This is a genomic window from Pseudomonas sp. 3MA1 (assembly GCF_029237275.1).
GTDB lineage: Bacteria > Pseudomonadota > Gammaproteobacteria > Pseudomonadales > Pseudomonadaceae > Aquipseudomonas > Aquipseudomonas fluorescens_AP.
Genome location: NZ_JAACFX010000008.1, coordinates 143,437 through 160,625, shown reverse-complemented (window position 1 = coordinate 160,625; position 17,189 = coordinate 143,437). Strand labels below are relative to the sequence as shown.

Here is a 17,189-nt window from a genome sequence, read left to right as displayed (position 1 = left end):
CGTCCCGCCTCCCGCCGTCCTGGCGCCAAGCCGTTTTCTCCTTCTTCCAGCAAGCGCGTGGCCAAGGCGCCGCCGGCCGAGCCGAAGCTGATCCTGTTCAACAAGCCTTTCGATGTCCTGACCCAGTTCAGTGATGGCGAAGGCCGGGCGACGCTCAAGGACTTCATCGCGATTCCCGGGGTCTACCCGGCCGGGCGTCTGGATCGCGACAGCGAAGGGCTGCTGCTGTTGACCAATGACGGGCAATTGCAGGCGCGCATTGCCGATCCCAAGCACAAGCTGGCCAAGACGTACTGGGTGCAGGTCGAGGGCCAGCCCAGTGCCGAGCAGTTGCAGCGGCTGCGTGATGGCGTGGAACTCAACGATGGCATGACCCTGCCAGCCGAGGCGCGGCAGTTGGATGAGCCGCAGCTGTGGCCGCGCAACCCGCCGGTGCGTTTTCGCAAGAGTGTGCCCACCAGTTGGCTGGAGCTGGTGATTCGCGAGGGGCGTAATCGTCAGGTACGGCGCATGACGGCGGCGGTGGGCCTGCCAACCTTGCGCCTGGTAAGGGTCAGGATTGGCGACTGGACCCTGGATGGCCTGGATCAGGGCCAGTGGAAAGAAGTCGCGGCGCGCTTATAAGGCCCCGGATTCGATCAGGCCGATCACCACGCTCTTGATGATGAAGGCGGCCACGCCCAGGCCCAGCACGAAGAACAGGATAAAGGAGCCGAAGCGCCCGGCCTTGGACTTCTTGGCCAGGTCCCAGACGATGAAACCCATGAATATGATCAGGATGCTGACCAGACCGGTCATCATCCATTCTTCGAATACGGCTGGGTCCATCGATCATCTCCAATGCAGGCAGGGTAAAAATGCCGGGCGAGTATACGCCAACGCTCGCCGGCCGAGCATTGATCTGCATGCGTTATGTCGCCACAGCGTCAGGCCGGCCTGGCTTTAGGCGCAGGCGTACCGGCACTGGCCTCAGCAAGCTCTTCGTCGGCCTGCCGGCTGCGACAGATGGCCTGTCAATTGCGCAGGTGGGTCAGGGGCAGCTCGGTGCTGTTGAGTACCTGGTTGAGCACGAAGCTGGAACGCACGCTGGTGACGCCGTCGATGCGGGTCAGGTGACCGAGCAGGAGTTTCTGGTAATGGTCCATGTCCGGCACCACGACCTTGAGCTGGTAGTCGGCATCGACTCCGGTCACCAGGCTGCATTCCAGTACCTGAGGCAGGCTGCGGATCGCCGCTTCGAAATTCTCGAAGCGTTCCGGAGTGTGCCGGTCCATGCCGATCAGCACGTAGGCGGTGAGGCTCAAGCCGAGCATCTTGCGGTCCAGCAAGGCGACCTGGCGGGAAATGTAGCCGTCGTCCTCCAATTGCTTGACCCGGCGCGAACAGGGCGAGGGTGACAGACCGATGCGCTCGGCCAGTTCCTGGTTGGAGATGCGGGCGTCGCGTTGCAATTCCGCCAAAATACTCAGGTCATAGCGGTCGAGTTTGCTCATCAATCAGGCCTTTGTCATAAGTATTGCGTTGAATTATCTATCTAGGGTTAAAAATTGCGCAAGAGGTGTTTTTGCAAGCAATCTTCGCAATCCTCTGCCGTCGGCCCAGGCCTATTCTTATCACCAGAATCACTGCCCGGACATAGAGTCCACTGCGGCCCGCCGAATCAGGCCTGCCGCGGCCGCCAATCCCACAGGGTTGAGCCGGCCCCCGGGCTACACCCTGTCCAGAAGACGGAGTGAGGTGAGCCGGCGTCAAAAGCGCCGAGCACGGACAAAATCTCAAAGGGTGGCCGACGGGCCGCCCTTTTTTATTGCCTGCGAAATAAGTCTCGTGACTGATAATCTCTAGCAGAACCGCCCTGGGCTTTTTCAGTCTTATCTACAGGCCCCAATCCGCAGTGAGGAATAGCATGAAGTCGCGCATCTGGCGTTTGGCAGGTGTTGGTGTGTTGTGCGTGAGCGTCAGCGCGCAAGTGCTCGCCGATGAGCGAGACGATAGACGGCCGCCCCAGCAGGGAGCGCCTTCCGGCGGGCAGCACGAGCATCCCCCGCAAGGCCGTGGGGAAGGCAATCAGGGCCGTCCGGAGAGCCCGGCGGAACGCGCGCAACCTGCTCCGCAGCCGCGGCCGCAGAATGAAATCATTCGTGGCGAGAACAGCCGTCAGTTCGAACACAATGGACAGAACCCGGGCGGGCAGTGGCAGAACCGCCCCCAGCATGATCCCAACCCGCAAAGCCGGCCTGCACCGGCGCCGCAACAACAGCCGCAGGCAGCGCCCAGCCTGCCGATCCAGGGGCGGCCCGACACCGTGCGCCAGACCCAGGAGCCCCAGCGTGGCTACTACCAGGACATTCCCCGGCGCAACGACTACAACCAGCACTGGCAAGCCGGCGGGCCGGGTTCGCGCCCGGATTATGGCCGCCCCAATGATCATCGCTGGCCAGGGCGTCCCGATGGACATGGCAACGGTTGGGGCCCGGGACCGCAGTACCGCCCGGGCTACGTGATCGACCGTTTCCCCGAGCGCAATTACCGGGTGCCGTACCGTGGCCAGGATTACTTTTTCTCGGGGGGCTACTGGTATCGCCCACAGGGCTCACGCTATGTGGTGGTGCATCCACCCTATGGCATTCGAGTGGGTTACCTGCCCGATTACGCGCGGGAAATCTGGATCGGCAGCGCGCTGTTCTTTCTTGCCGCCGGGGCCTACTACAGCTACGAAGCGGACACCCAGCAGTATGTCGTGGTCGAACCGCCCGTGGGCGCGCCGCCGCCGGATCAACAGCAGGCTGGCAATGGCTATGACGTTCTGGCTTACCCGGTCAACGGCCAGTCGCCGCAGCAGATCGATCAGGATCGCTACGACTGCTATCGCTGGGCGGTGCAGCAGAGCGGCTTCGATCCGGCCAGCGCCACCTATCAGCCCGCCCCGCAAGTGGTGCAGGCCTACCGCCAGGCCCAGGGCAACTGCCTGAGCTCACGGGGGTATCAGGTCACTTACTGAGCCCTGGCGGCCTCGACCACTTCCTGTGGATCGGCGTGTACCAGCACTTCGGCCCGGGGATAGGCCTGGTGGATCGCGTCGGCGGCCTGATCGCTGATGGCGTGGGCCACCGACAGGCTCAGGTCGCCGGGCAGTTCCAGATGCAGTTGGACGAACCAGTGGCTGCCGGAAATCCGCGTGCGCAAGTCATGGGCACCGAGCACCCCCGGCACACCGCAGGCCAGCTCCAGCATGTGCTGGCTGACATCGGCGGGCAGCTCCTCGTCCATCAGCACCGAGAAGCTTTCCCGGGCGATCTGGATCGCGCTCCAGAGAATGTAGACGGCGATCCCCAGGCCGAACCAGGCATCCACCTGATGCCAGCCGAAGGCCGCCAGTACCAGGGCCAGGAGGATGCTGCCATTGAGCAGCAGGTCGGAGCGGTAGTGCAGGGAATCGGCCCGAACCGCGTTGGAGCCGGTTTCACGGATCACCCGATGCTGCAGGATCAGCAGCGCCACGGTCAGCACCAGTGAGAGCCCGATCACCCCGATGCTCAGCCAGGGCGCGCCCACCGGTTCCGGGTGCTGCAGGCGCTCGAACGCCTGAAAGGCAATCAGCACCGCACTGCCGGCGATGAACAGCGCCTGGGCCATGCCCGCCAGGGACTCGGCCTTGCCGTGGCCGTAGCGGTGATCATCATCGGCCGGGCGCAGGGCGTAATGCACCGCCAACAGATTGAGCAGCGAGGTGAAGCCGTCGAGCACCGAGTCGGTCAGCCCCGCCAGCATGCTCACCGAGCCGCTGAGCCACCAGGCGATCGCCTTGGTCACAATCAGGATGCCGGCGACGGTGACCGAGGCGCGGGTGGCCAGGCGCAGGAGGCGAGCATGTTCCGGGTTGCCAATCATCGACGGCGGGTTCCTTGGGTCGTGGGCTCAGGCGGCGGGCTGGAGGCCGTACAGGGCCAGTTGCTGCACGCTGCCCTTGTGCTGGATCAGGCGCGGGTCATCGAGGGGGAAATGGCCCCCCAGTTCGCTTTCCAGAATGGCCTGCAGTTTACGGTTGTCGACTTTACCGTCGGCGCCAATGGCCTGCTGGAGTTTTTCCGGGGCAATCTGCGCGGTCTTGCCCGGCTCCAGGTAGATCGCCCCGGTGGCGAAGTCGACGCCAAAGGCGATCAGCCCCGGGATCACATAGAACAGCAGGCCAACGGCATCCAGGACCACGACCACCGGATCGATCTTGCCGTCGATCTGGCCACGCCGGTCGGGGAAGAAGATCGAACCGCAGGCAGTCAGTTGGGTCAGCAGGGTGGTGATCAGGACGCCGCCAATGACACGGTGGGGAATACGCATGGAAATCTCCTAGCAAGCACGAAAGCAAAGAAGGATGGAGCGGGGTGTTGAGTCTTGTCGATCAGCACTCAGACCATGATTAACCCCAGGCAGTTCGCCGTTATACTCGCGCCTCTGTTTGGGAGCCAGCATGAATTCTTTGCCAATTGATGAAGTTTTGCCTGCACTGCGCGAGGCCTTGGCGGCGCGCCACGAAGCGGTGCTCGAAGCCCCGCCCGGGGCCGGCAAGACCACCCGCGTGCCCCTGGCGCTCCTGGACCAGGACTGGCTGGCCGGACAGACCATCCTCATGCTCGAACCCCGGCGCCTGGCGGCCCGTGCCGCCGCCGAGCGCCTGGCCAGTGAACTGGGGGAAAAAGTCGGGGAAACCGTGGGCTACCGCATCCGCCTGGACAGCAAGGTCGGCCCGCGCACCCGCATCGAAGTGGTCACCGAAGGCATTCTCACCCGCCGCCTGCAGGACGATCCGGCCCTGGAAGGGGTGGGGCTGCTGATCTTCGACGAATTCCACGAGCGCAGCCTGGATGCCGATCTGGCCCTGGCCCTGAGCCTCAATGGCCGCGAGCTGTTCCGTGATCAGCAGCCGCTGAAGATCCTGTTGATGTCGGCGACCCTGGAGGGCGAGCGGCTGTCCACGCTGCTGGGCGATGCGCCGATCCTGCGCAGCGAAGGACGCATGTTCCCGGTGACCCAGCGCTGGGGCCGCCCGTTCCAGCCCGGCGAGTTCATCGAGCCGCGAGTGGTGCAGACGGTTCTGGAAGCCCTCCATGATGAAAGCGGCAGCCTGCTGGTGTTTCTCCCCGGGCAGGCGGAGATCCGTCGGGTCCATCAGCAACTGGCCGATGCCCTGGGGCAACGCGGCGATATCCTGCTGTGCCCGTTGCACGGCGAGCTGGACCTGGCGGCCCAGCGCGCCGCCATCGACCCGGCCCCGGCGGGCCAGCGCAAAGTGGTGCTGGCCACCAACATTGCCGAAACCAGCCTGACCATCAACGGTGTACGGGTGGTGGTGGACGCCGGACTGGCCCGGGTCCCGCGCTTCGACCCCGGCAGCGGCATGACCCGTCTCGACACCCAGCGCATCTCTCGCGCCAGCGCCATTCAGCGCGCCGGTCGGGCCGGGCGCCTGGAACCTGGGGTGTGTTATCGCTTGTGGTCCGCCGATCAACAGGAGCAATTGGCCGCCTATGCCAGCGCGGAGATTCTCCAGGCCGACCTGGCCGGCCTGGCCCTGCAATTGGCGCGCTGGGGCGTGGCACCGAACCAGCTGGCTTGGCTGGATGCACCGCCCAGCGCCGCTTATGCACAGGCTCAAGACCTGTTGCAGCGCCTGGGAGCGCTCAACGACGACGGCACATTGACCCGCCACGGCCAGGCCATGGCCGAGTTGCCGGCCCATCCGCGCATTGCCCACTTGTTGTTGCGCGGCCAGTCCCTGGGGCTGGCGCAGATGGCCTGTGACGTCGCGGCGCTGTTGGGGGAGCGGGACATTCTGCGGGGTGCCGGGGCCGATCTGCACAGTCGCCTGGTGCTGCTTTCGGGAGAGGAGCGGGCGGCCCGCGGAGCCCAGGGCGGGGTACAGCGAGCACGGCAGCTGTCGCGGCAGTACCGTGGCTACCTGCGTGGGCAGCCCGAGGCGGCCGTCGCCGATCCTGAGCATCCGCGCTGGCTCGGGGCCTTGCTGGCCCTGGCCTATCCCGACCGCGTGGCCCAGCAGCGGCGTCCCGGTGGCGCCGAGTATCGGCTGGCCAACGGCCGCGCGGCGCTGTTCAGCGAAACCGACAACCTGATGAAGCAGCCCTGGCTGGTGATCGCCGACCTGGGCAGTCGTCAGGGCCAGCGTGAGGAGCGCATTTACCTGGCGGCGGATTTCGATCCGGCGCTGTTCGATGGCGTGCTGGCGGAGCAGGTGCGCAACGTCGACCAGCTGGATTGGGATGAACGCGAAGGCGTCCTGCGCGCCGAGCGCCAACGCAAGGTCGGTGAACTGGTACTCAGCCGCGAGCCCCTCAGCGGCCTGGACGAGTCGGCCCGTTGCCGGGCCCTGGTCCATCTGGTGCGGCGCAAGGGACTGGAGCTGTTGCCCTGGACCCCGGAACTGCGCCAGTGGCAGGCCCGGGTGATGTTGTTGCGGCAACTGGATCTGGCGGACAAGGGCCAGAGCCAATGGCCGGATGTCAGCGATGGCGCCTTGCTCGCAGGCCTGGAGCAATGGCTGCAACCCTTCCTGGGCAAGGTGTCGCGCCTCAGTCATTTTGCCAACCTGGAGCTGGCCAGCATCGTTCACAACCTGCTGCCCTGGCCGCTGCCCCAGCGCCTGGACGAACTCGCTCCGCACCACCTGACGGTGCCTTCGGGGTCTTCGATCCGCCTGGACTACAGCGAGCAGCCGCCGATCCTGGCCGTGCGCCTGCAGGAGCTGTTCGGTCTGTCGGACACCCCGCGGATCGCCGGGGGGCGCCAGGCGGTCAAGTTGCACCTGTTGTCGCCGGCGCGGCGTCCGGTGCAGGTCACCCAGGACCTGGCCAACTTCTGGCGCAGCACCTACGCCGAGGTCAAGAAGGACCTCAAGGGGCGCTATCCCAAGCACTACTGGCCGGATGACCCGCTGATCGCCGAGGCGACGGCCCGGGTCAAACCGCGCAAATAGCCAGCCGCGTGGCTCACTGGGCCGGCAGCAGGAAGCGGGCCAGCACCGGCAAGTGATCGGAGATGCGCAGGGTATCGTCCTGGCGCACCCGGGATTCGACCCGTTTCAAGCGCGGGCTGTAGAACAGGTAGTCCACCGTGCGATCCGGGCCGTCGAGGCTCGGGTCGTTGGGGTAGTGGGTCAGCCACCGCGCCCGGTCGACGCCGCTGGCCTGGGTGTTGCTGGGGATCATCGGGTACTTGTCCCACAGCAGGTGCAGCGGACTGTCGACGTTGTAGGGCGCGCGCTGTGCGTCGCTCAGGCGTTGGTACTGGCCCAGGGGCAGCAGGTTGAAGTCGCCGCCAATCAGCCAGGGCGTGCCGCGGCTCTCCAGTTTGTCCAGCACCTTGGCAATGGCCGTCACTTGCTTCTGGTGTGTGTCGTCGGCTTGCTGCGCACGCTCCAGATGGGTATTGAGCACCGCCAGTTGGCCGCCGTCGCTCAGGGGCAGGGAGCTCAGGAGCAGGGCGTCCTTGGGCTGGAACTGCCGGCTGATGAGCGACTGTGGGGCAACCGGCAGTTGCAGGCGCTCGGCGTGTTCGATGCGGTAGCGGCTGAGGGTCGCCAGTTGCCGGCCGACGCTGCCGAAGATATGTGGGGAGGGTACGAAATCGGCCTTCCAGTCGTAAGTCTGGGTGCTGCAGGGATAGAGATCGGTGACCCGCTCCTGCAGCAGTTTCAGCTGATCCTGATAGGCGCTGGCCTTGGCGCCGTTGTCCACTTCCTGCAACAGCACCAGGTCCGGCTGTTCGTCGCGGATCACCCGGGCCACCTCGTCGAGGCTGAAGGCCATGTCTTCCAGGGTCGGGCGTTCATCCTCGCCCCGGGCCTGGTCGTTCCAGAACACGTAGCGCTTGCCGGCCAGGTATTGCAGGTTCCAGGTCATCACCTTGAGCGCCTGGCCCGGCACCAGCGGAGCGGCCTGGGCGCTGCAACTGACCGCGAGGGTTTCCTTGGGCTGTGGGCGCCAGGTCAGGCTGTAGATCAGGCTGGCCAGCACCAGGCCGATCAGTAGCAGGCTCAACAGGGTGATGCGCAGTAGACGGGTCATCGGCTCGGCTTATGGCGTTGCAGGATGGGCCGGAGCATAACCGAGTGCGCGGCCGTCACCCAAGCGGTAGAGCGGCCGCAAGCTGGATCAGCGCTTGTCCGCTTGCTCGCTGATCAGCATGAACAGGCGGAACAGCACCACGCTGGTGAACAGCTGCAAGAAGCTGTAGGCACTGTCCAGGGCCAGGGTCAGGATCGGGTTGTGCGGTTCGGGATAGGCGGCCTCGCTCGCCCCCTTGAGCAGCCACAACGGCGCCATGACCGCCATGATGCACAACAGGATGCGCAGGAAATGCCCGCGGCTCAGGCGCAGGCTTTCCTTGATCGCCGCCAGGGGCGCGAGGCCCTTGAGCACCAGCAGGTATTCGGCGAAGGCCAGCACCACCATCAGCCACAGCCCCGGCAGGAAATACAGCGACAGCCCGAGCAGAATCAGCAGCGTGCTGACTGCGGTCAGCAGGGCGAAGCGCGGCCACAGGCTCAGGGCCATGGCCCACAGGTCGCGGTTGCGTGGCGACAGCCCCCGGGTGCGGGCATCGAGAAACAGGATCAGCGCGCCGGTGTACAGCGGATACAGCAAGAGGCCCACCACCACGCTGGAGCCAGGGAAGGCATTCTCGCCCAGGGCGCTGCTCACGCCCTGCTGCAGCAGCGCCTCCAAAATCACCAGAGGCAGGCACAGCTGGGCGATGCGGCCGAAGTTGCGCTGGAAAAAATAGAACGAGTCGCGCAGAACATCTAACGGAGTCATTGATGGGGATCGCAGTTGACCAAGCGGTTGGACACTTTAACCGAAGCAGGCCCCCCGGGAGCAAACGTAAACCTTGAGTAAAGACCATTGAAAGTCGTCGCCTCAGCCCCATAACTGGTGCGTACCGCTGCCCTGTGGGGGCACGGACCAGATTTTTACCGGCAATCTAAAGAGGTCGCCATGAACAGCGAAGAGCAAACCCTGATCGATGGACTGTTTTCACGGTTGCAGCAAGCCGAAACGGATTCAGCCCCGCGTGATGCCCAGGCCGAGGCGCGGATCAAGGAGCATCTGACCCGCCAGCCTGCGGCCGGGTATTTCATGACCCAGGCGATCCTGGTGCAGGAGGCTGCCCTGAAAAGCCTCGACCAGCAGAACAAGCAACTGACCCAGCAAGTGCAGCAATTGCAGGCCGAACTGCAACAGGCCCGGTCCCAGGCGGCCGCGCCGGCTCCGGCGGCGAGCGGCGGTTTCCTGTCGAGCATCTTCGGTGGCTCCCGCGAGCCGCAGCCGGCTCCCGCGCCGGCCCCGAGCGTGGCGCCAGCCTCCGGCGGCGGCTGGCGTGAGCCGTCGCGTTCTTCCTTTGGCGCCCCTGCCCAGCAGAACTTTGGCGCCCCGCAGCAGAACTATGCGCCACCACCGGCGGCCCCGGCCGCGGCTGGTAGCGGCTTCCTGGGTGGCGCCCTGAAAACCGCGGCCGGCGTGGCCGGCGGGGTGATGCTGGCGCAGGGCATCAGCAGCCTGTTCCACAGCAATCAGCAACCCCAGGAAATTGTCGAAGTCATCAAGGAAGAACCGGCCCCGGCCAGCGACAACAGCGGCTGGGGCAATGACGATCAGCGGCTGGCCAACAACGATTCCTGGGGCAACAACGACCAGGGCGGTTTCAGCAACGCCGACTACGACAGCGACGACAGCTCGTTCTTCTCCGACGACGATTCCTTCGTCTGACCCACCGTCGGTCCGGGGCAGGTGCCTGCCCCGGACCGATTATTCGCGGAACATTCCTTGTGGCTGGCATACTGGGCGACTTTTTTCGGGTCTTGAGCCCCGTTCCAGCCCCTGCGCTGCTGCGCCATGAGGATTAGCGGTGAAAAAAATCGCTGTGTTCGCCGATGTCCAGAACCTCTACTACACCGTTCGCCAGGCCTATGGTTGTCACTTCAACTACGCCGCGCTGTGGGCGGATATCAGCAAGCAGGGGCAGATCGTCCAAGCCTATGCCTATGCCATCGATCGCGGTGACAGCAAGCAGCAGCAGTTTCAGCAGATCCTGCGCAACCTGGGCTTCACGGTAAAACTCAAACCCTACATCCAGCGCAGCGACGGCTCGGCCAAGGGCGACTGGGACGTGGGCATCACCATCGACATCATGGACGCCGCCGCCCAGGTCGACGAAGTGGTGCTGGCCTCAGGCGACGGTGACTTCGACCTGCTGCTCGAACGCATCATCCACAAGCACGGAGTCAGCGCGGTGGCTTACGGCGTGCCGGGCCTGACCGCCAATTCGCTGATTCGCGCCGCCACGCGCTATGTGCCGATCGAAGGCGCCTTGCTGCTCAAGAGCTGATCAATTTTTATACGGAGCTGCACAGGTTTGGAACGTATTGCCGTCATCGACTTTGAAACCACCGGGATCTCCCCGAGCAGCAGTTGCCGGGCCACGGAAATCGCCGTGGTGATCCTTGAACAGGGGCGCATCGTCGAGCGTTACCAGAGCCTGATGAATGCCGGGGTGCGGGTGCCGGGCTTTATCGAACAGCTGACCGGCATCAGCAACGCCATGCTGCGCAGCGCGCCGCCAGCGGAGCAGGTGATGAACGAGGTCAACGAGTTCGTCGGCACCACGCCGTTGCTGGCGCATAACGCGGCGTTCGACCAGAAGTTCTGGGATTTCGAGCTGGGGCGGATCAAGCGCACCCGTTTGCAGAACTTTGCCTGTTCCCTGCTGCTGGCCCGGCGGCTGATGCCGGCGGCGCCGAACCACAAGCTGGGCACCCTGACCACATTCGCCGGCTTGCCCCACACCGGCCAGGCGCACCGGGCCATGGCCGATGCGGAAATGGCCGCCAACCTGGTGGCGCACCTGGCAGGTGAGCTACGCCACAAGCATGGCGTGCGTGAACTGTCCCACGACTTCCTCTGCAAGTTGCAGAAGGTCCCGGCTGCCAAGATTCCCGAGCACCTCAAGCGCCAGCGCGGTTTCTGAGTGGGAGCTGCGGCTCACTTGCCGTTGTTTTCCAGTTGCCCCAGAGGGACACGCCGTTCAATGGCGCTGGACAGCACGATGGAGGTCTTGCTGAAACCGAACTGGGCCACGCGATTGATCAGCTCCTCCAGCTCCGGCATCGAGCCGACGGCAGCCTGCATGATCACGCAGGGATCGCCGGTCACCCGATGGCATTCGGTGAGCTGGGGGATCTTGATCAGCTCGTCGTAGTTCTTCTGGTTGCCGTGCTGGGCCAGGCGCAGTTCGATCACGCACTGGATCGGCAGCCCGACCTTGGCCATGTCGACCTTGGCCTGGTAGCCGGTGATCACGCCGCTGGCCTCCAGCTTGGCCACGCGCTCGGCCACCGCCGGCGCCGAGAGGTTGACCTTGCGCGCCAGCTCGGCGTAACTCGCCCGGCCGTTTTCCAGCAGGCTGGCCAGGAGTAGGCGGTCGTATTTGTCCATGGAAGGCTCCTCATTGGCCCGGCTTTCGAAAGCACGGTATTTAGCGCAGAACTCCATGCTTTGGAAAGTGTACTGCCGTTATAAACAGGTTTTGTAACTTAAGTTCCCCCGGTGGCCTTTCTAGAATAGTGCTCCCCCTGCCTGCTCCGAGTTGCCTCCCATGCCCGGCCAAAGCCGTTTTTCCTTGCCGTTGATCAGCGCTTTTTTCGCCTTGTACGTGATCTGGGGGTCGACCTACCTGGTGATCCGCATTGGCGTCGAGTACTGGCCGCCGCTGATGCTCGGCGGTGTGCGTTTCATCATCGCCGGCAGCCTGATGTACGCCTTCCTGCGCTGGCGCGGAGTGCCGGCACCGACCTGGGCGCAATGGAAGGCCGCCGGGATCATCGGCGTGTTGCTGCTCAGTTGCGGCAACGGCGCGGTGACGCTGGCCGAACATTCCGGGGTGACCTCTGGAGTGGCGGCCCTGGCGGTGGCCACCGTGCCTTTGTTCACTTTGCTCTGCGGCTATTTCTGGGGGGCACGCAACACCCGTCTGGAGTGGGCCGGGATCATCCTCGGGATGATCGGCATCGGCATGCTCAACCTGGGTTCCAACCTGCAATCGAGTCCGCTGGGCGCCGCCTTGCTGCTGTTCGCCGCGGCGGCCTGGGCCTTCGGTTCGGTGTGGAGCAGGCACCTGCCGCTGCCCCAGGGGGCCATGGCCAGCGCCGCGGAAATGCTCGTCGGTGGCGTGGTGCTGATGATCGGCAGCGTCTTGAGCGGCGAGCACCTGGACGCCATGCCGCCCCTGGAAGGCTGGCTGGCCCTGGCCTATCTGGCCGGCTTCGGTTCGATCATCGCCTTCAACGCCTACATGTACCTGCTCAAGCACGTGCGGCCGGCCGCGGCCACCAGCTATGCCTACGTCAATCCGGCGGTGGCGGTGCTGCTGGGGATCGTCTTTGTCGGTGAAACCATCGGCATCGAAGAGGCCCTGGCCATGCTGGTGATCATCAGCGCGGTGGTGCTGATCGGCCTGCCCCAGTGGCGCAAGCCGAAAGTCGCTCCTCAGCAAGAGATTGTCTGATCAGCCTGCCGGTGGTTGGCCGGCAAGCTTCTGATCCAGAAAGTCGCTGATCAGCCTTGCCACCTGCCGGTGGATGTCCTGGCGATCACCGGCATCGCCATCGCGGCAAATAATCTCGTCCCCAGGTGCCTCTTCCTTGAGCAGGGCCACGGCGCCTGGCTTGCAGACTTGCATGAAGCTGAAGTGGCTGGCATTGGCCAGGACCTCATAGCGCGAAGGCGGGGACGCCAGATGGGCGTTCAGATAGCCCGACTCTTCCTCCACGGGCATGTCCGCGATGTTCACTCCGGCCCCCAGGACCAGGACCGGTGTGTGCAGCGTCGACAAACTCTCGGGGGTAAAGCCACGGGCGAACCCCAGGTCCAGCGCAACGACGGCCTTGACTCGCGGGTCCCGCAGATCGGCGCTCAGCGGGCCTTGATTGTGCGCGGTGATTCCCAGTTCCGGCGCTATGTGACAAAGGCGCGGATTGGGATGCAGCCGGCATTCCTCCAGGTAACGTTGCGGGCTGTAGCGGGCACCGGCCAGCGCGGTGACCGTCCAGCCGCCCAGGGAGTGGCCGATGGCGGCGATGCGCTGCGGGTCGACCGGGCCGGCCAGGGTGTTATCGAGGGTGAGCTTGTCGATGACCCGGCTCAGGTCGCGCGGGCGTTCCCAGAGCTTCGCCGCTTCTGCAGGGCGCTGGTCGAATGTGGTGGTGCCCGGATGGTCGGGAGCCGCGACGATATAGCCTTGGTCCACCAGGCTCGATACCAGCCAGCTGAGATTGCGCCAGTTGCCGCGGTAGCCGTGGGACAGCACCACCAGCGGATGGGCAGAGCCGCTAGGGGCGGCATCCTTGATGGTGGCTACACCCTGGAAAATCGGGTTTTCAGCCGATGGCAGGAGGGGGGCGGTGGCCGTGGTGGGGTACCAGAGGGCGACATGCAGGGGGCGCTGCTGATTGGCGTCGGCCAGCGTCACTTCACGAAAGCCGATGAGTTCGGCGGCATGCACCAGGGGCAGGTGCAGGCAAAGGCCCGCTAGCATCCATGCGGACAGGGCAAATTTGCGCATTCAGATCTCCAGTGGCAAAGCATCGGTGTTCTGCCAGTGGGGGCGCGCCTTGGAGGAATCGATGGCGTTCAGCGGCAGAGGGTGGACGACGACTGATGGCAGTCGCCGTCCATCCTTTTACCTGAAGTGGCCGGGAAAGGGTGACCGGATTGCGGAGCAAGCGGTCACGCCTCAGGCATCAGTTACAGGCGCCGGCGTCGCGCCAGACCTTGCCGCTGCCTTCGCCGCCGACGGTGGCGGCAGTCGGCTCGTTGCCTTTGGTCCACCAGCGGGCGATGTAGTAACGGCCGTTATGGCTGACCTTGTCGTTGGCCAGGTAGGTGCCTTGGCGGCTCCAGGCGCCCAGGCAACCGGCTGGCGACTCCACGCTGTCGGCCAGCACGGTCACGCTATGGTCGCGGCTGACCGTATGGCTGCCGTTGCCCAGGTTCAGGGTGAAGCGGTAGCTGATGTCCTTGTCGCTCTTGGGCGCGACAAAGGTCAGTTTCGAACCCGAGGCCTGGAAGGCGACGCTGGGCGTCACTGTCCATTGGTAGCTCAGCGCCAGGCCGGCCGGGTCGCTGGAACCGGCGGCGTCCAGGGTCACTGTTTCACCGCCCTTGGCCTGACTGGCGCCGGCGATGCTCGCCAGCGGCGGCTTGACCGGCGCCGGCTTCTCGGCCAGGACCTTGACCTGATGGGTGCGGGTGGCGCTGTGCTTGCCGTTGTTCACCGTCAGGCTGACGTTGTAGATGACATCCTGCTCGGCCTTCGGGGCGACGAACTTCATCAGGGTGCCGGCGGCGTCAAAGGCGACGCTGGGGCTGATGCTCCAGCTGTAGCTGAGCTTCAGGCCTGCCGGGTCGCTGGAGCCTGTGGCGTTGAGGTACACGGTTTCTCCGGGCTTGGCCTCGCTCGCGCCGCCGATCACCGCCACCGGCGGTTTGACCTCTTCCACCGGTGGCTCGACCGGTTTCTCGCCCTCGCTCTGGCACGGGCCCAGGTCACGCCAGACCTTGCCGGCGCCGTCCGCGCCGGTGGTGCTGGCCAGGCCCGGCTCGGCGCCGGAGGTCCACCAGCGAGCCTGGTACTGACGACCTTTCCACTGCACCACATCGTTGCCGACGTAAGTGCCTCTGAGCGTCCATTCCGGTTTGCAGCTGGCATCGGCGGCCTTGCCCTTGATCAGCACCTCGTGGGTCCGGGTGCTGCTCTGCTTGCCGTTGCTCAGGATCAGGGTGAAACGGTAGCGGGTGTCTTCCTGCAGCTCGGGCGCGGTGAAGCTGATGCGCGCGCCGTCGTAGTCGAAGTCCAGGCGCGGCGAGGCTTCCCAGGCGAAGCTCAGGGCATTGCCCTGGGGATCGCTGGAGGCCGAGGCATCGAGGACGATCTTGTCCCCGGCGTTGGCTTCGGTCTTGCCGCTGATCACCGCCACCGGAGGTTCACCGGCATTCACCGGCTTGAGGGACGCGGCCTTGATGTCGTTGTCGGCGCTGAATTCGCCGTCGGCCAGCAGGGTCCAGGCGCCGTTCGCACTGCTGCTGCCATAGACCTTATAGCCCTTGATGTTGCCGCTCAGGCCGGCGTCCTGGCGCGGCAGGTAGTGCAGTTGCGAGAAGCGGCTGTCGGCCCCCAGGTCGATCAGTATTTCATGGGGGTAGCGCGCCCCCGGCGCCGTGCTCCAGTAGGAGTTGGGGTTGCCGTCGATGGCGTGGTTGCCCACCGCTGCGCCAGGCACCGCGCTGCTGGTGGACATGACCTTCCAGCTATTGCGCGGCAGGGCCTTGCCCTTGGCATCCACCAGCAGCAGTTCGGCGACGCTGGCGTTGTCCTTGCCGTCCACCGCGGAGGTGGCGACGAACTTCAGGTAGCGGCCCTGGGCCGTGTCCTGGGTCAGACCGTAGGCGTGGCCTTCAAGCACCTGATCCTGGGTGGCCCGGTTGTCGGTGTTGATCGCCAGGTACCAGCGCCCCGGCTGCGGGTCGTTCACCCCCAGCGACACGTTGTGGCTGCGTGCCGAGCGGTAGTCGTAGCTTGAGCCGCTGGGCTGGGCACCGCGCTTGAGCAGCAACTGGATCTGGCCGGCCTTCTCGGTGAGTTCGCCGTCTACCACGGTGAACACCAGGCGCCGGGTGCCTTCGGGGACATCCACCGGGAAGTAGCGCGTCTGGCCGCTGGCCAGGCTGACTTTCTGGTTGAGGATCGAGGTGCTTTGCTCCTGTTCGAGCGGGACCACGGAAGGGCTGTAGGCCGACATCCGCGCCGCGTTTTCCCGCCAGACCCGGGCCATGTTGGCGGTGTCCGCGTGGCCCAGTGGCACGCCCCGGCTGTCCTTGACGTCCGGGTTGGAGAAATAGCCCACATGGTTGCCGCAGAGGATGGTGCCGCCCCGGCCGTTGTCGTAGCCGAAGCGGTAGCTCTTGCCATCGGAACAGTGGTTGCCGCCGATGTTGTGGCCCAGTTCATGACGGAAGACCGTGGCCGACTTGATGGAGTTGATGGTGTAGCGGCCGTTGATGTAGCCCCACCCTACGGCGGTGTCCTGGCCGGGAGTGCCCATGACGAAACTGGCCACCACATCGGGGCTGTAGCGACGCATGCCTTCGGCGAAGACCTTGCTGACCTGGCCCAGGTTGGTGCCGGTGATGGCCGCATCCTGGGGCACCACCTGGGTGCCCACCAGGCGCAGGCGCACGCCCTGGACCTTGGACTGTTGCAAGGCGCGGTTGACCGAGGCCACCTGGACCAGGGCGTAGGCTTCGTGGTCACCGATATAGTCGGCGGCGGCCTGGGAGAACCCGGCCAGCAGGTCGATCACGGTTTCGCCCTGGACGTTGCGGTTGACCTGGAAACTGCGCAGGCCGCTCTGCGACTCCTTCAGGGCTGGGGTTTCGCTGCCGTCATCGGTGAGGTAGTCGACGCTCGATGGGGCAAAGGCGGCTCCGGCGTCGAAGTGGATCAGCGACTGCTGGCCGTTGGCGTCGCCGCGAATGATGGCATTGGCGTCCGGCAACAGGGCGATGAAGCTGCCGTCGGGGCGCGCGGCGAGGGTCATCTCTCCGGGGGCGCTCAGGGTCCGGGCGCGGCCCTCCAGCTGGCCGGTCATGACCCGCAGGTCCTTGAAGGTATCGTCCTGTTGCCCGATCAGGTTGCGGATGCGCATCCCGGTGACCTGTTGCAACTGCTCGGTGCCGGTTTCGGCGGCGCCGAATGGCATCGCCCTGGCACCGGGCAACTGCAGGTTGATGAAGTGACCCTGGATCACCGTCGCGCCGAGAGCGGAATCGGGGCTGTGCTGGCCGACATCGGCCTGCGCCATGCCGCCAAGCGGCAAGAGCAGGGCAGCGCCCAGGCTGGCGCCCCAAAGGCGGGTCGCGCGGGACAAGGCGGTCAATCTGAAGCTCGACATAACTATTCCTGGGTAGTCTCAGCGCGGTGCGATACCTGGCGAACAGGACCGCTAAAGCGTCCGCGCTGAGGAGGTGGATAAGGAGTTTTGCCGGCGGAGGGCATCATAGGCAGGGGCGCTCGGGGCGTACATCGAACAGGGGGCTTTTCGTACCGGTCCTAGGCGCCCGGCT

At 65.2% G+C, this 17,189-nt stretch carries 16 protein-coding genes; 7 read left to right on the top strand and 9 right to left on the bottom strand.

What is annotated here, in order from left to right:
• Window positions 1-57 precede the first annotated feature (57 nt).
• Window positions 58-624 carry a pseudouridine synthase gene (locus GWQ44_RS21435; protein ID WP_199009787.1) on the top strand — a complete coding sequence of 189 codons (567 nt, stop codon included), beginning with the start codon at window positions 58-60 and terminating at the stop codon, window positions 622-624.
• Here GWQ44_RS21435 and GWQ44_RS21430 read toward each other — a convergent pair.
• Window positions 619-828: a DUF2788 domain-containing protein gene (locus GWQ44_RS21430; protein ID WP_003228500.1), complete on the bottom strand. Its 210-nt coding sequence runs from the start codon at window positions 826-828 to the stop codon at window positions 619-621. The genes GWQ44_RS21435 and GWQ44_RS21430 overlap by 6 nt on opposite strands.
• A gap of 185 nt (window positions 829-1,013) precedes the next feature.
• Window positions 1,014-1,493 (bottom strand): Lrp/AsnC family transcriptional regulator, encoded by a 480-nt coding sequence (locus GWQ44_RS21425; RefSeq protein ID WP_016963825.1) that lies wholly within the window; start codon window positions 1,491-1,493, stop codon window positions 1,014-1,016.
• 413 nt (window positions 1,494-1,906) lie between these two features.
• On the opposite strand from GWQ44_RS21425, the gene GWQ44_RS21420 reads away from it, so the two are divergent.
• A complete protein-coding gene (locus GWQ44_RS21420; protein WP_275928235.1) occupies window positions 1,907-3,001 on the top strand; it encodes a DUF6515 family protein in 1,095 nt (364 codons plus the stop codon).
• Here the strand turns inward: GWQ44_RS21420 and GWQ44_RS21415 are convergent.
• On the bottom strand, window positions 2,995-3,891 hold the full coding sequence (locus GWQ44_RS21415; protein WP_016963827.1) for a cation diffusion facilitator family transporter: 897 nt from the start codon (window positions 3,889-3,891) through the stop codon (window positions 2,995-2,997). The two genes, GWQ44_RS21420 and GWQ44_RS21415, sit on opposite strands and share 7 nt — an antisense overlap.
• A 27-nt stretch (window positions 3,892-3,918) precedes the next feature.
• Window positions 3,919-4,338: a hypothetical protein gene (locus GWQ44_RS21410; protein ID WP_047306214.1), complete on the bottom strand. Its 420-nt coding sequence runs from the start codon at window positions 4,336-4,338 to the stop codon at window positions 3,919-3,921.
• Between the two features lie 130 nt (window positions 4,339-4,468).
• Here GWQ44_RS21410 and hrpB point away from each other — a divergent pair, with 130 nt between their 5' ends.
• On the top strand, window positions 4,469-6,988 hold the full coding sequence (hrpB, locus tag GWQ44_RS21405; protein ID WP_275928234.1) for an ATP-dependent helicase HrpB: 2,520 nt from the start codon (window positions 4,469-4,471) through the stop codon (window positions 6,986-6,988).
• A 13-nt stretch (window positions 6,989-7,001) separates the two neighbouring features.
• Here the strand turns inward: hrpB and GWQ44_RS21400 are convergent, their stop codons facing one another.
• On the bottom strand, window positions 7,002-8,078 hold the full coding sequence (locus tag GWQ44_RS21400) for an endonuclease/exonuclease/phosphatase family protein (protein WP_275928233.1): 1,077 nt from the start codon (window positions 8,076-8,078) through the stop codon (window positions 7,002-7,004).
• Between the two features lie 87 nt (window positions 8,079-8,165).
• On the bottom strand, window positions 8,166-8,828 hold the full coding sequence (locus GWQ44_RS21395) for a YciC family protein (protein ID WP_016963830.1): 663 nt from the start codon (window positions 8,826-8,828) through the stop codon (window positions 8,166-8,168).
• Between the two features lie 180 nt (window positions 8,829-9,008).
• On the opposite strand from GWQ44_RS21395, the gene GWQ44_RS21390 reads away from it, so the two are divergent.
• The 3 genes from GWQ44_RS21390 to GWQ44_RS21380 all read left to right on the top strand — a co-directional run bounded on the left by GWQ44_RS21390 (window position 9,009) and on the right by GWQ44_RS21380 (window position 11,037).
• Window positions 9,009-9,779 (top strand): DUF2076 domain-containing protein, encoded by a 771-nt coding sequence (locus GWQ44_RS21390; RefSeq protein ID WP_016963831.1) that lies wholly within the window; start codon window positions 9,009-9,011, stop codon window positions 9,777-9,779.
• A gap of 139 nt (window positions 9,780-9,918) precedes the next feature.
• Entirely contained in the window at window positions 9,919-10,398 is a 480-nt protein-coding gene (locus GWQ44_RS21385) for an NYN domain-containing protein (protein WP_016963832.1), read from the top strand.
• A gap of 27 nt (window positions 10,399-10,425) precedes the next feature.
• Window positions 10,426-11,037 carry a 3'-5' exonuclease gene (locus GWQ44_RS21380; RefSeq protein ID WP_016963833.1) on the top strand — a complete coding sequence of 204 codons (612 nt, stop codon included), beginning with the start codon at window positions 10,426-10,428 and terminating at the stop codon, window positions 11,035-11,037.
• 14 nt (window positions 11,038-11,051) lie between these two features.
• On the opposite strand, the gene GWQ44_RS21375 is transcribed toward GWQ44_RS21380, so the two are convergent.
• Complete coding sequence (locus GWQ44_RS21375) at window positions 11,052-11,504, bottom strand: Lrp/AsnC family transcriptional regulator (RefSeq protein ID WP_016963834.1); 453 nt, start codon at window positions 11,502-11,504, stop codon at window positions 11,052-11,054.
• Window positions 11,505-11,664: 160 nt separating this feature from the next.
• On the opposite strand from GWQ44_RS21375, the gene yedA reads away from it, so the two are divergent.
• On the top strand, window positions 11,665-12,573 hold the full coding sequence (gene yedA, locus GWQ44_RS21370; RefSeq protein ID WP_275928232.1) for a drug/metabolite exporter YedA: 909 nt from the start codon (window positions 11,665-11,667) through the stop codon (window positions 12,571-12,573).
• On the opposite strand, the gene GWQ44_RS21365 is transcribed toward yedA, so the two are convergent.
• Window positions 12,574-13,629 (bottom strand): alpha/beta fold hydrolase, encoded by a 1,056-nt coding sequence (locus GWQ44_RS21365; protein WP_275928231.1) that lies wholly within the window; start codon window positions 13,627-13,629, stop codon window positions 12,574-12,576.
• Window positions 13,630-13,807: 178 nt separating this feature from the next.
• Window positions 13,808-17,017 carry a discoidin domain-containing protein gene (locus tag GWQ44_RS21360; protein WP_275928230.1) on the bottom strand — a complete coding sequence of 1,070 codons (3,210 nt, stop codon included), beginning with the start codon at window positions 17,015-17,017 and terminating at the stop codon, window positions 13,808-13,810.
• Window positions 17,018-17,189: the final 172 nt, after the last annotated feature.

Coding starts and splice junctions, on each gene's coding strand:
- GWQ44_RS21430 (WP_003228500.1), bottom strand. CDS start 828: ATGGACCCAGCCGTATTCGAAGAATGGATGATGACCGGTCTGGTCAGC.
- GWQ44_RS21425 (WP_016963825.1), bottom strand. CDS start 1,493: ATGAGCAAACTCGACCGCTATGACCTGAGTATTTTGGCGGAATTGCAA.
- GWQ44_RS21420 (WP_275928235.1), top strand. CDS start 1,907: ATGAAGTCGCGCATCTGGCGTTTGGCAGGTGTTGGTGTGTTGTGCGTG.
- GWQ44_RS21415 (WP_016963827.1), bottom strand. CDS start 3,891: ATGATTGGCAACCCGGAACATGCTCGCCTCCTGCGCCTGGCCACCCGC.
- GWQ44_RS21410 (WP_047306214.1), bottom strand. CDS start 4,338: ATGCGTATTCCCCACCGTGTCATTGGCGGCGTCCTGATCACCACCCTG.
- hrpB (WP_275928234.1), top strand. CDS start 4,469: ATGAATTCTTTGCCAATTGATGAAGTTTTGCCTGCACTGCGCGAGGCC.
- GWQ44_RS21400 (WP_275928233.1), bottom strand. CDS start 8,078: ATGACCCGTCTACTGCGCATCACCCTGTTGAGCCTGCTACTGATCGGC.
- GWQ44_RS21395 (WP_016963830.1), bottom strand. CDS start 8,828: ATGACTCCGTTAGATGTTCTGCGCGACTCGTTCTATTTTTTCCAGCGC.
- GWQ44_RS21390 (WP_016963831.1), top strand. CDS start 9,009: ATGAACAGCGAAGAGCAAACCCTGATCGATGGACTGTTTTCACGGTTG.
- GWQ44_RS21375 (WP_016963834.1), bottom strand. CDS start 11,504: ATGGACAAATACGACCGCCTACTCCTGGCCAGCCTGCTGGAAAACGGC.
- yedA (WP_275928232.1), top strand. CDS start 11,665: ATGCCCGGCCAAAGCCGTTTTTCCTTGCCGTTGATCAGCGCTTTTTTC.
- GWQ44_RS21365 (WP_275928231.1), bottom strand. CDS start 13,629: ATGCGCAAATTTGCCCTGTCCGCATGGATGCTAGCGGGCCTTTGCCTG.
- GWQ44_RS21360 (WP_275928230.1), bottom strand. CDS start 17,017: ATGTCGAGCTTCAGATTGACCGCCTTGTCCCGCGCGACCCGCCTTTGG.